15 protein-coding genes are annotated in these 12,657 nt (G+C 43.9%); all 15 read left to right on the forward strand.

The genetic code is table 11. From position 1 onward, the window contains the following. Window positions 1-12 precede the first annotated feature (12 nt). The 15 genes from S2091_RS11810 (at window position 13) to S2091_RS11880 (ending at window position 12,576) form a co-directional block, all read left to right on the forward strand. Window positions 13-339 (forward strand): YbaB/EbfC family nucleoid-associated protein, encoded by a 327-nt coding sequence (locus tag S2091_RS11810; RefSeq protein ID WP_105532064.1) that lies wholly within the window; start codon window positions 13-15, stop codon window positions 337-339. A 10-nt stretch (window positions 340-349) separates the two neighbouring features. Further along, window positions 350-946 (forward strand): recombination mediator RecR, encoded by a 597-nt coding sequence (recR, locus tag S2091_RS11815; RefSeq protein WP_105532065.1) that lies wholly within the window; start codon window positions 350-352, stop codon window positions 944-946. Window positions 947-982: 36 nt separating this feature from the next. Beyond that, the gene (gene dnaQ, locus S2091_RS11820; RefSeq protein ID WP_105532067.1) at window positions 983-1,681 is read left to right on the forward strand and encodes a DNA polymerase III subunit epsilon; all 699 of its coding nucleotides are present in this window, start codon (window positions 983-985) and stop codon (window positions 1,679-1,681) included. 693 nt (window positions 1,682-2,374) lie between these two features. Beyond that, the gene (flhD, locus tag S2091_RS11825) at window positions 2,375-2,692 is read left to right on the forward strand and encodes a flagellar transcriptional regulator FlhD (protein ID WP_105532069.1); all 318 of its coding nucleotides are present in this window, start codon (window positions 2,375-2,377) and stop codon (window positions 2,690-2,692) included. 60 nt (window positions 2,693-2,752) lie between these two features. Next, on the forward strand, window positions 2,753-3,310 hold the full coding sequence (gene flhC, locus S2091_RS11830) for a flagellar transcriptional regulator FlhC (protein WP_105532070.1): 558 nt from the start codon (window positions 2,753-2,755) through the stop codon (window positions 3,308-3,310). Window positions 3,311-3,377: 67 nt separating this feature from the next. Further along, complete coding sequence (locus tag S2091_RS11835; RefSeq protein WP_105532072.1) at window positions 3,378-4,169, forward strand: class I SAM-dependent methyltransferase; 792 nt, start codon at window positions 3,378-3,380, stop codon at window positions 4,167-4,169. Between the two features lie 89 nt (window positions 4,170-4,258). Beyond that, complete coding sequence (motA, locus tag S2091_RS11840) at window positions 4,259-5,119, forward strand: flagellar motor stator protein MotA (RefSeq protein ID WP_105532073.1); 861 nt, start codon at window positions 4,259-4,261, stop codon at window positions 5,117-5,119. A gap of 17 nt (window positions 5,120-5,136) precedes the next feature. Continuing rightward, on the forward strand, window positions 5,137-6,093 hold the full coding sequence (motB, locus tag S2091_RS11845; RefSeq protein ID WP_105532075.1) for a flagellar motor protein MotB: 957 nt from the start codon (window positions 5,137-5,139) through the stop codon (window positions 6,091-6,093). An 85-nt stretch (window positions 6,094-6,178) separates the two neighbouring features. After that, a complete protein-coding gene (locus S2091_RS11850) occupies window positions 6,179-6,727 on the forward strand; it encodes a chemotaxis protein (RefSeq protein WP_105532077.1) in 549 nt (182 codons plus the stop codon). A 47-nt stretch (window positions 6,728-6,774) separates the two neighbouring features. Continuing rightward, window positions 6,775-7,140 carry a response regulator gene (locus S2091_RS11855; RefSeq protein ID WP_105532079.1) on the forward strand — a complete coding sequence of 122 codons (366 nt, stop codon included), beginning with the start codon at window positions 6,775-6,777 and terminating at the stop codon, window positions 7,138-7,140. A gap of 53 nt (window positions 7,141-7,193) precedes the next feature. Further along, window positions 7,194-9,314 carry a chemotaxis protein CheA gene (gene cheA, locus S2091_RS11860; RefSeq protein ID WP_105532081.1) on the forward strand — a complete coding sequence of 707 codons (2,121 nt, stop codon included), beginning with the start codon at window positions 7,194-7,196 and terminating at the stop codon, window positions 9,312-9,314. A gap of 27 nt (window positions 9,315-9,341) precedes the next feature. After that, on the forward strand, window positions 9,342-9,860 hold the full coding sequence (locus S2091_RS11865; RefSeq protein ID WP_105532083.1) for a chemotaxis protein CheW: 519 nt from the start codon (window positions 9,342-9,344) through the stop codon (window positions 9,858-9,860). 67 nt (window positions 9,861-9,927) lie between these two features. Continuing rightward, window positions 9,928-10,773: a CheR family methyltransferase gene (locus S2091_RS11870; RefSeq protein WP_105532085.1), complete on the forward strand. Its 846-nt coding sequence runs from the start codon at window positions 9,928-9,930 to the stop codon at window positions 10,771-10,773. A 51-nt stretch (window positions 10,774-10,824) separates the two neighbouring features. Then, the gene (cheD, locus tag S2091_RS11875; protein WP_105532086.1) at window positions 10,825-11,436 is read left to right on the forward strand and encodes a chemoreceptor glutamine deamidase CheD; all 612 of its coding nucleotides are present in this window, start codon (window positions 10,825-10,827) and stop codon (window positions 11,434-11,436) included. A gap of 63 nt (window positions 11,437-11,499) precedes the next feature. Next, window positions 11,500-12,576: a protein-glutamate methylesterase/protein-glutamine glutaminase gene (locus S2091_RS11880; protein WP_105532088.1), complete on the forward strand. Its 1,077-nt coding sequence runs from the start codon at window positions 11,500-11,502 to the stop codon at window positions 12,574-12,576. The last annotated feature ends 81 nt before the right edge of the window (window positions 12,577-12,657 follow it).

A 12,657-nucleotide genomic window follows, 5' to 3' on the forward strand; every position in this document is an offset into this window, starting at 1 on the left:
CGGAGGAGTGAAATGATGAAGGGTCAATTAGCCGGTTTGATGAAGCAAGCTCAAGCCATGCAAGACAATATGAAAAAAGCGCAAGATCAATTAGCGTTGGTTGAAGTTGAAGGTCAGTCTGGCGCGGGTTTGGTTAAAGTTGTGATGACGTGCAAAAACGATGTGAAGCGTATTACGATCGATCCATCCTTGTTAAGTGACGACAAAGACATGCTGGAAGATTTAGTAGCAGCTGCCGTCAATGATGCGATCCGTAAAGCAGAAGCAACTTCGCAAGAAAAAATGTCAGGATTAACCGCCGGTTTGCCATTGCCGCCTGGTTTTAAACTGCCGTTCTAATTATACATAAATGAAAAAACACGCCAGCTTAGATGGTTTGGTTGAAGCGTTAAGACGCTTACCTGGAGTAGGACCAAAATCAGCACAACGCATGGCATTTCATTTGTTGCAGCATGACCGGGACGGTTTGTCCATGCTCGGCCATGCCTGCACGGAAGCACTCACCAAAATTCAACATTGCGAGCTGTGCAATACCTTCACCGAGCTGAGCGTGTGTGAAACCTGTTTGGATGCCGAGCGCGATACGAGCTTGCTGTGCATTGTTGAAACCCCCGCCGACCTGCTGATGATAGAACAAACCATGACTTTTAAAGGTCTGTATTTTGTTTTAATGGGACGCTTGTCACCCTTAGATGGCGTGGGTCCGAAAGACATCCATTTAACTAAACTGGTCCAGCGTGCTTCCAATGGCGTGGTGCGGGAAGTGGTACTTGCCACCAATTTCACCAATGAAGGTGAAGCGACCGCGCATTATCTGGGCGAAACCTTAAAAGCCCGCGGCTTAACCGTCACGCGCTTAGCCCGAGGTGTGCCTGTTGGTGGTGAACTTGAATACGTGGATGCCGGAACGTTGGCGCGTGCGATGCTAGACCGACGCGCCACCTGAATTGCGTAAATCCTAAAGAAAAAATTGAAAGAACGTATGCGTCAAGTAGTCTTAGATACCGAAACAACCGGTTTGAATCCGCGTACCGGTGACCGGGTAATTGAGGTCGGTTGCGTCGAACTGATCGACCGTAAATTAACAGGTAATAATTTTCACGTGTATATCAATCCAGAGCGCGATTCTGATCCGCGTGCGTTAGAAATACATGGACTAACGACTGAGTTTTTATCGGACAAACCTAAATTCGCCGATATCGCCGCCAGCTTGAGTGAATATGTACAAGGCGCAGAACTGATTATTCACAATGCCTCATTTGATATGGGTTTTCTGGATGCGGAATACGCAAAACTGAAACTGAGCAGCTTCACCAGCCAAGTGTTGAATGTCGTCGATACCTTGGCAACTGCCAAGGAAATGCATCCCGGCAAGCGTAACTCGCTCGATGCCTTATGCGACCGTTACGGCATTTCCAACGCGCACCGCCAATTACACGGCGCGTTACTTGATTCTGAATTGCTGGCAGACGTGTATTTGGCGATGTCACGCGGGCAAAATAGTTTTGTGATTGATGAGGAAGATCACTCTTCCAATGCTAATAACAGCGATGCGGCGCATGAACAGCCCTTAGCAACCATTTTGGTGCAAGCTGCCAATGAAGAAGAATTAGCCGCACACCAGCAGTCACTCGTGGGTTTGGATAAAGCTGTACGTGGTACTTGTGTCTGGAATAGCTAGTTTGTCGTTTTTCCGCTAAATAGTTGGGGGAAATAAGTCAATATCACAGCAAATTAGTCAGTTTATATACTCCCTACGTTGCCGCTATTTTTTTAACGTATTTAACGGCTCTCTAGCCGACTAAAAACAAAAAAATGTATGGTATATATACTTTCCTAAGTAAATCCTGCTTAATCGGTGTATTTTAAATAAAAATACACCGGTATCTAATTTATTAAAATCTTATTTTGCATCTCAAAAAACGCCACGTTAATTGCTAAAGTGGCGTTATTTTGTGTCGTTAATTAAGAAATGCTGATAAATATTCGCTGGCAGAATAGGCCAGGAAAAAATAGTTTAAGTATTTTTCAAAATTTCCTAAAGTCGGCATAGTCGTGTGCCGTTAATAGTTTGTAGTAACAAGGTTTCGTCGTTTGTGTAGCTAATTATTTGATTTCATTGTGTTTTTTTTGGACATGCTGAATGCATTAAATTTTTAAATCTTGTTTCATCATCACTTGTTTGCATTGATTTCAATCGCAAACGCCTTCAGTCTTGCTGCATGTAGGAAGAAGTCCTATGTGCGGCCATCTGTTGTTTCCTACCGTAAATACCGCGTAGAACCTATTCTCAGTAAATTTACAAAGTTCCACAATGGTCTCACTGGCTTTGGAGCAACTAATTGCCAGTTGTAAATTATCCTGGAGAATCAACATGACCCCGAACGATATGATGGCAGAAATCCGTGACTCAAATTTGAGCTACCTGATGTTGGCACAGCAAATGATACGTTCTGACAAGGCTACGGCGATTTTCCGATTAGGGATAGGCAAAGAAATTGCCGATTTGATTGAAGGCCTGAACAATGCTCAGATTCTGAAATTGGCTGGCTCAAATATGATGCTGGCACGTTTTAGATTTGAAGATAGTTCGATTCTTAGCATGCTAACCAATTACAACAAAGACCGTGCTTTGGCACAATCGCATGCGGCCATATTGATGGCCGGGCAATCGGTAGAAGAAATTCACTGAGTAGCCGTATTAGTCGATGCTCCTTTTTTTGTAAAAACTTGTTAATAATGGGTGGTTATTATGGGCAAGAAAAGTGTGATAACTGAAGCGCATGAAATTCAACTGGCGATTGAATTGGTCAATCTAGGCGCACGTTTGCAATTGTTGGAATCAGAAACCTCCCTTTCAAGGGAACGGCTGCTGAAACTATACAAAGAATTAAAAGGTGTTTCTCCACCGAAAGGCATGTTGCCTTTTTCAACCGACTGGTTCTTAACCTGGCAGCCAAATATCCATGCGTCGTTATTTATGAATATCCATAAATATCTGATTGAGCATGCGGATGTCAAAGGGATCGAGGCCATTGTTAAAGCCTATAAACTCTATTTAGAACAAATGCCCGGCAATCCGAATCAAGAGCAGGTGCTTTCTTTGACAAGGGCATGGACTTTAGTAAGATTCTTTGAAAGTAAGATGTTGTCACTCGCCTGCTGCTGCAAATGCGGCGGTCATTTTGTTTCGTATAAATATGATTTACATAAAAATTACGCTTGCGGACTATGCCATATGCCTTCCCGCGCCGGTAAATTGAAAAAGGTCAAAGAAGTGGAAAAAGCTGCCTATGAGTTGGTAGCCTGAAACAATTTTGCGCAAGTACTAGAGGTAAGACTATTCTGTGATGGAGTAACTTTATTCAGGGTGCATTTTGGCTAAAACTCACTTGCTGCGCCAATTTAATAAAACTCCACCCGCTATTGTTGCGTTACTCATTCAAATTGCCTCACTTAGTTTTATTGCGCTGGTTTTAACTGTTCTTTGGCAAGTTTTTAAAGTTAAATTAAGCCTGCCCGTCACGCTGTTGTTCCACGCTGCATTAACCTTGCTGCTTACCCGCTGCTTTAATCTGGCGTGGTGGTGGTGTGTGATGCAACCGTTACTGCCTTTGGCAATCGTCGCTATGCTGGCACTCGCATTACCTCCCTTTCTCTATTTCCTCATTTTTTCTTTCCTGCTGTTTTTCTACTGGTCAACTTTCCGCACCCAAGTTCCGTATTTTCCATCGACTCCCAAAGTGTGGGCGACAGTTGAAAAGTTGTTGCCACAGAAACGTCCAATTTCATTCGTTGATATTGGAAGTGGCTTGGGTGGTCTGGTGCTCTATCTAGCCAAAAGAAATCCGGAAAGTCAGTTTGCCGGCGTTGAAATTGCGCCCTTGCCCTGGCTGTTGAGTTATTTGAGAACGTTGGGTAAAAGAAAGTCGCCGCAATTTTTACGGGCCAACTACGAAGCGTTGAATTTTTCTGACTTCGATGTGATTTTTGCCTACTTATCACCGGCCGCTATGCCGGGTTTGTGGGCTAAAGCTAAACAAGAAATGCAAGCCGGTTCATTGCTGATTAGTTATGAATTTCCCATTGTAGGCGTCGATGCCGATCAAATTATTTGTCCGGAAAATAGCCGGATAAACGGCGTCAAAGTGTATTTATGGATTCTATAATGAATTTAAATAGAATTTTTTTATGGAAACAGTGCGATTTTTAGTCTAACTTAAGTTGGTGAACTATAACCTTTTCAGGGAGCCTGCTCGTGTTAGTAATCGTTGGATACATCTTGGTAGTAGGCTCGGTGTTTGGCGGTTTTGCCATGGCAGGCGGGCATTTAGCTGCTTTATTTCAGCCTTTAGAGCTATTAATGATCGGTGGCGCAGCAGTTGGTGCGTCCATGGTCGGTAATAACGTCAAAACACTTAAAGCATCGCTTAAAGCCTTACCCGGCGTATTAAAAGGTTCTAAATATAACAAGACCATGTACCTGGAACTGATGACGATGCTGTTTGATGTACTCAGTAAAGTACGTAAAGAAGGCTTGATGTCGATTGAGGGCGATATTGAAAAACCGGAGGAAAGCCCGCTGTTCAGCAAATACGAGAAAGTGGTGCACGATCATCATTTAATGGAATTTATTTGCGATTACCTTCGTTTAATGGTTTCTGGAAACATGGATGCCTTTCAGATTGAAAATCTGATGGATAACGAAATTGAAACCCACCATATTGAAGCGCATGCCCCAGTGCATTTTGTTGCCAAACTGGGCGATGGGTTACCCGCTTTTGGGATTGTAGCGGCGGTAATGGGCGTGGTGCACACCATGGAATCAGTCGGTATTCCTCCGTCGGAGTTAGGCGAACTCATTGCACATGCCTTGGTAGGTACCTTCCTGGGTATTTTATTGGCCTACGGTTTTGTAGGACCATTATCCGGATTGTTGGAACAGCAGCTGGACGAATCTTCAAAAACTTTCCAATGCGTTAAGGTCACTTTATTGGCGAGCTTAAATGGTTTTGCACCGGCGTTAGCCATCGAATTTGGACGAAAAGTGCTGTATTCAACGGAGCGTCCATCGTTTATCGAGTTGGAAGATCACATCAAACAGAACAAATCAAAATAAATCAGTAGGCGGAATTCATGGCAAATGAAGAACTGAGACCGATTATTGTCAAACGTATCAAAAAAGTAGCTGGCGGCCACCACGGTGGCGCCTGGAAAATTGCTTACGCAGATTTTGTGACGGCAATGATGGCGTTTTTTCTATTGATGTGGCTATTAGGCTCAACCACCAAAGGTACTTTGCAGGGGATTGCTGAATATTTTCAAACGCCGCTGAAAATTGCCATGTCCGGCGGCGAAGGCTCAGGCGATAGCTCTAGTGTAATTAAAGGCGGAGGGAGAGATTTATCGGCGTCAGAAGGGCAGGTTAAGAAAAGCGATGCGGCAAAAAATAAGAAAAATTACAATTTAAAAGACGCTGAAGCGGCACTGGCTCTAGCCGATGCGGCACACTTAAAGGCGTTAAAAGAGAAAATAGAAGCTGTTATTGATGCGAATCCCGTCTTGAAACAATACAAAAAACAGCTACAGCTAGATATGACAACCGATGGTTTACGGATTCAAATACTAGATGACCAGAATCGCCCGATGTTTGCTTCGGCAAAAGCTGAATTGGAACCCTATACTAAAGAAATACTGGACGAAATCGGCGTTGCTTTAAATGAGGTGCCGAATCGTATCAGTTTGTCAGGACATACCGATGCCACACCTTATTCCAGTGGCGGGCGTGGTTACAGCAACTGGGAGTTGTCAGCTGATCGCGCCAATGCGTCACGCAAAGAGTTGATTGCGGGCGGTATGGATGAAAGCAAAGTATTGCGAGTGGTTGGCTTATCTTCTGCTGTTCTATTTAATAAAGAAAATCCTTTAGATCCAATTAACAGACGGATAAGTATTCTTGTGATGAATAAACAAGCTGAGCTTTCAGCTTCACAAGATGGTGGTGCAATTGATGTAGGACCCCCTGCTGCAGCGGCGACAGAAAGTCCGCCAGAAAAGACCGACGACGTAAAGCCCGAGCCAGCAAGTAAGTAGTAAATGAGTAAAAAATAAGTAGCAAATGAGTAAAAAATGAATAGCTTAGTGCATTGTGCATTTTAGAGACTAAGACAGGTACATCATGACAAGTAAGAAAATGTTGGGGTCTCAAGTAAAACGCTTGCTATCGGGTGTGTCAGATCATGGCCGGCAACATCTGCTGGAAGTTGAAACTGATCTGGTTCAGACCGCATTTTTGCTGGGCGAAGCCGTGGAAAAATTAGGTGCCAGCTTTTTTGCTTTGCATGCCGCAGTCAGCGCGCAGCAGCAAGAAGTAGATATCTTATTAGCCGACTTTGACGCAACAAATCCTAAAATTGAACGTTTGAAATTACTTCAGGAAGAAATTGCGCAACATACCAATGGCGCCGTAACAGGTTTGCAATTTCAAGATTTAACCAGTCAGTTATTAGCCAGAACAGTGCAACGAATTATTGGCCTACGTAATGTGTTAAGTGAGTTGGAAGTAGAGGGAAGCGTATTGCCCAATGAAGGTGAAGAAGATGAAATAGTGGATATGCTCAATCAAATAAATAAAAATTTAAACGTACAGAGTTCAGAGTTAAAAGATTTATTACGCAAAGCAGTGCATCAAAAAGATATGGATTGTGGCGATATTGAAGTGTTCTAGAGTGTTGTCTGGGTGTTTTACCCACAAACATGAATGTTGGAGTCGTGATGGAAAAAACTATATTAGCCGTTGATGATTCAGGCTCGCTTAGACAGATGCTGTCATTCAGTTTAAAAGCCGCCGGATATCAAGTTATTGAAGCCGTTGATGGTCAAGACGGATTGGATAAAGCACGTCTGCAAGTAGTTGACCTGGTGCTGACTGACCAAAACATGCCGCGTATGGATGGGTTAACCCTCATCAAAGCACTGCGCGCCATGCCCAGTTATCAGCAAGTACCTATTCTGATGCTCACCACGGAATCGGGTGATGATATGAAAGCTAAAGGTCGTGCTGCCGGCGCGAATGGCTGGCTGGTAAAGCCCTTCGATCCGCAAAAACTGACTGACGTAGTAAAAAAAGTGATTGGTTAATTGAAATGATTGCGTAGACATTCTGAAGATTAACAAAATCAGGGAGTTGGGTAATGTCGATTGATATGAGTCAGTTCTATCAGGTTTTTTTTGATGAGGCTGAAGAACTGCTGGCTGAAATGGAAAAGCTGCTTTTAGCGGTCAATATTGCTGAGCCAGACAGTGAAGATTTAAATGCGATTTTTAGAACTGCCCACTCCATCAAGGGCGGTGCTTCGACCTTTGGCATAACGGATATGTCCGATGTGACGCATTTTTTAGAATCCTTATTAGACAATATCCGCAAAGGTGAGATGGCGATTACTTCAGAACATGTTGATGCATTTCTGGTCGCTAAAGATATTCTGAAAATGCAATTGAATGGACATAAATTTGGTGCTGAAGTAGATCAGGAAGCTGTAGCAGATGTGCGGATGATGTTGCAATCGCTGGCACAACATTCAGTAACGAAGATTGCACCTCCACCGAAGGTGGAAAAGGCCGTACCGAAAAACTCAAAAGAACAATATAAAAAATGTTATCGGGTGGAATTTCCTAAAGTTTCCGAAACAGATCTGGAAACCCTGGGCGAAGAGCTCAGTTTGTTAGGTGACATCAGCAAAGAAGCATTGGATGACCATCGGTTTGCCTTCGTCTTAAATACCAATGCGGTGCCGGACGATATTATCGCTATTTGCTCGTTCATTTTGGACCCGGAAGATTTGTTTATCACTGAAATTGCAATAGCGAATATACCTCCCAGAGAGGCCAATGAGGATGAGTTAGGTTATGGATTTTTTGATCCAATAGAGAAGCCGGGTGATGAACAGCCGGATGAAGAAAAACTCGGTTATGGATTTTTTGAACCTATTGATCCGGCATTTGCTCTCGATCGAACTCCGGGTGAATTAATGAAGGGTCTTCCTGCTAAGTCGGAAAATAAGTCGGACAAAGCAGAGCATGCGCAATTAAATGGCTCCGCCGAGCATCACACTGCAACCAAAAAAGACGGAGACAAAGCAGCGGGAAATCAAGAGTCCACCACTATTCGGGTTGGTATAGAAAAGGTCGATCAGTTAATAAATCTGATCGGCGAATTAGTGATTACGCAAGCCATGTTAGAGCAGCGTACCGCCACCTTAGACCCGCTAGAGCATGAACGCTTGTTAAGCAGCATCGGCCAGCTCACTAGAAATACCCGTGACCTTCAAGAGGCGGTCATGTCGATTCGGATGATGCCGATGGATTATGTCTTCTCCCGCTTTCCACGCATGGTGCGTGACTTGGCTTCCAAGCTGGGGAAAAAGGTTGAATTTGTGACGTATGGTGCCTCGACTGAGCTGGATAAAGGATTGATCGAACGTATCGTTGATCCATTAACCCATTTGGTTAGAAATAGTATTGATCACGGCATAGAAATGCCCCAAGTACGGTTAGCTGAGGGTAAATATGAGGCAGGGAAGTTATCTTTATCGGCATCCCATCAAGGTGGGAACATTGTCATTGAAGTGAGCGACGACGGCGGTGGTTTAAACCGCGACAGAATTATTGCTAAAGCGCGGGAACAGGGCTTGGTTGCGCCAGATAACATGCCCGACGCTGATGTTTGGCAGCTCATTTTTGCACCGGGGTTTTCAACTGCAGAAGTGGTAACGGATGTGTCTGGGCGCGGTGTCGGGATGGATGTGGTGAAACGTAATATCACCAATATGGGTGGCGTCGTTGATATTCGTTCCGCTAAAGGCTTTGGCACTACCATCGTTATTTCTTTACCGCTTACCCTGGCAATTCTCGACGGCATGTCAATTCGGGTTGGTGAGGAAGTCTATATTTTGCCGTTGGGTTATGTCGTTGAGTCACTTCAACCTGTGGCGGATGATATTAAAGTTATTAGCGGTAAAGGTACGGTTGTGAAGGTGAGAAATGAATATTTGCCTCTGATCGCCTTGCATCAGCTGTTTGAAATTAAAGCAAAATATACGGATCCGTGTCAGGGAATTTTGGTGATTTTAGAGGTTGATGGTAAACAGGCTGCTCTGTTTATTGATGAGCTGGTCGGGCAGCAGCAAGTGGTTGTTAAAAATATCGAGTCCAATTATAAAAAAATTCCTAGCGTTTCAGGAGCCACTATTTTAGGTGATGGTTGCGTTGCTTTAATTTTGGATGTTTCCGCATTATTGAGAACGACTCGATAAATTAATTGTTAGATTGAGGAGCAAATCATGTTGCCATCTTCGCAGGCAGAGAACCATTCTGCAAACCATTCAACCAAGTTGTCCCATGACGTGGCAGGGAGTGAATTTTTAGCGTTCACCCTGGGAAAAGAAGAATACGGGATAGACATTTTGAAGGTGCAAGAAATTCGCGGCTATGAGGCAGTCACTCGGATAGCGAATGCGCCAGTGTTTGTAAAAGGGGTCATTAATTTACGGGGGATTATTGTGCCGGTCGTGGATATGCGGATCAAGTTTGATCTAGGTACGCCAACCTACGATCAATTTACCGTCGTCATTATTTTAAACATCAACAGCAGAATTGTCGGCATGGTGGTAGACAGCGTGTCCGATGTGACGACATTGACGACAGAGCAAATTAAACCACCGCCAGAAATGGACACAACGTTTAACTCGGATTATTTAATCGGCCTGGGCACGATTGAAGAACGGATGCTGATTTTGGTTGATATTGATAAATTGATGACCAGTCCAGACATGGGCTTGGTTGATCATCAAATCAATTAGCGTGTGACGGGCTTGTAACGATTCTTCCACGACTTCTGTTGTAAAACACGCTACAAGGATTATCCCCATGCTCAAGGTTGGTAGTAATGGAAAATCAGAATCAGTAAAAGAGTTTGATTTTACTCATAAAGATTTTGAACGCGTGCGTGGATTAATTTATCAGCGTGCCGGAATTTCACTGACTGAAAGCAAGCAGGAAATGGTTTATAGCCGCTTGGCGCGCCGCTTAAGAGCCTCGCATATGTCAAGCTTTGGCGAGTATTTAGATGCACTAGAGCGCGGTCATGATCCGGCAGAATGGGAGGCATTTACCAATGCTTTAACCACTAATTTGACGTCATTTTTTAGGGAAGAACATCATTTCCCCTTGTTGGCTGAGTATGCGGCAAGCTTAAAAGAACCCATTACAGTGTGGTGCTCGGCCAGCTCTACCGGCGAAGAACCCTACTCAATTGCCATTACCTTGTGTGAAGCTTTTAAAAGTTTGAATCCGCCGGCAACTGTGATTGCGACCGATATTGATACCAACGTTCTGTCCACGGCTTCTAAGGGCGTTTATAACATAGACCGCTTGGATAAAATGTCGAATGAACGGGTTAAAAAATACTTTTTACGCGGTAAAGGCGAGCAGGATGGTTTAGTTAGGGTGCGGCCGGAGCTGCGCAATATGATTGAATTTAAACAGTTAAATTTGTTATCGGACAGTTGGCCGATAAGCGGTGCTTTTGATGTGATTTTTTGTCGCAATGTGATGATCTATTTTGATAAGCCGACACAAAAGAAAATTTTGCATCGCTTTGCCCCTTTGCTAAAGCCACATGGACTTTTGTTTGTAGGGCATTCAGAAAATTTCTCCTATCTTACTGACTTATTTCATTTGCGAGGAAAAACGGTGTATGAACTATCTCGCTAAAAATCCGCCATTTCATATTGTTATAACCGCGCTGATAAAAAAGGTTAAATCATGAGCGTGATGAGCATAGAGCACTTGGCCAGCAATTTTTATTTTGATCGCACTTTTGATTGCGAAGCGGCTAAAATTTTGCCGGGCGAATATTATTTTTCCGGGAAAGACATGGTCATTGTGACCGTCCTCGGTTCTTGCGTGTCGGCGTGTATACGTGACAGAGTTACCGGTGTGGGAGGCATGAATCATTTTATGCTGCCAGACGGTGGGGGCGATGCAGATAGCCCCGTTTCTGCTTCTATGCGCTATGGCACTTATGCAATGGAAATTTTGATTAATGAGTTATTGAAGGCCGGAGCCAGACGCGAAAATTTTGAGGCAAAAGTTTTTGGCGGAGGTAACGTATTACGCGGTTTTACCTCGATTAATGTGGGTGAGCGTAATGCGAAATTTGTGCGTGAATATTTGAAGACGGAAAATATTAAAATTACTGCTGAAGACTTAATCGATATTCATCCAAGAAAAGTTTACTTTTTCCCCCGCACTGGAAAAGTACTGGTTAAAAAACTCAAAGTAGTCCACAACGACACATTGAAACAGCGCGAATTAGAATATGCCGGCAAGCTCAAAAAAGATTCGTTGGGTGGCGGTGAAATTGATTTATTTTAGTGGGAATGTGTCGATCGTGACCTGACTGAAGTGGCTGAATCTAACTTAGCGGAGGGCTTGAAAATGGCAATCAAAGTCTTGATAGTGGATGACTCCGCTTTAATTCGCAGCGTCCTGACCGAAATTATTTCATCGCAACCGGATATGGAAGTCGTTGGTGTTGCGCCCGACCCTCTGGTTGCGCGTGAGATGATTAAAAAAACCAATCCAGATGTTCTTACCTTAGATGTTGAAATGCCCAAAATGGATGGGTTGGAATTTTTAGAAAAACTAATGCGCCTGCGTCCCATGCCCGTGTTAATGGTTTCTTCGTTGACGGAACGCGGCTCCGAAATCACCATGCGCGCTTTAGAGTTGGGCGCGGTTGATTTTGTCACCAAGCCAAAAATTTCGATTCAAAGCGGGATGATGGACTATGCCGAAATAATTGCCGATAAAATCCGCATTGTCGCTAAAGCCAGAGTCAGAACCAGAGCGCAATTTTTAGCGGATGTAAGTCAAAGAACGAGCGGTAGTTTACCGGCTTTGCGAAGCCCACTGATTAGTAGTGAAAAATTAATTATTGTTGGTGCTTCAACTGGAGGCACAGAGGCGATTAAATCATTTCTATTAAAAATGCCAGCGGATTGCCCGGGTATTTTAATCACCCAGCATATGCCGGAAGGCTTTACCAAATCGTTTGCCAAACGGCTCGATACCTTGTGCCAAATTTCAGTGAATGAAGCCGAAGGGGGAGAGCGTATTTTGCCTGGACATGCTTACATTGCACCGGGACATTCTCATTTGCTATTAGCCCGCAGTGGCGCTAACTACATCACTCAGCTCAGTAGTGATGAACCCGTTAACCGGCATCGCCCTTCCGTTGATGTGCTATTCCGCTCTGCCGCAAAAAATGCCGGTAAAAATGCGGTCGGGGTTATATTGACCGGCATGGGTAAAGACGGCGCTGCCGGTATGTTAGAGATGCGTGAAGCAGGGTCTTATAATTTTGCGCAAGATGAAGCGAGTTGTGTTGTTTTTGGCATGCCACGCGAGGCAATTGCGGTTGGAGCAACCCATGAAGTTGCGCCTTTAAATGATTTGTCCAAGCTGGTGCTGAACTATTTGGCAACCCAAGGAGGCCGTTCATTACGTGTTTAGCGAATAAATTCAAATAAAAGCAAATTGCACTAGAAAAAATTAGCTAATCTTTTAAATTAGAACTAAATTTATAGATGAGCA

The sequence above is a fragment of the Solimicrobium silvestre genome (assembly GCF_002976435.1).
In the GTDB taxonomy this organism is placed as follows: Bacteria; Pseudomonadota; Gammaproteobacteria; order Burkholderiales; family Burkholderiaceae_D; genus Solimicrobium; species Solimicrobium silvestre.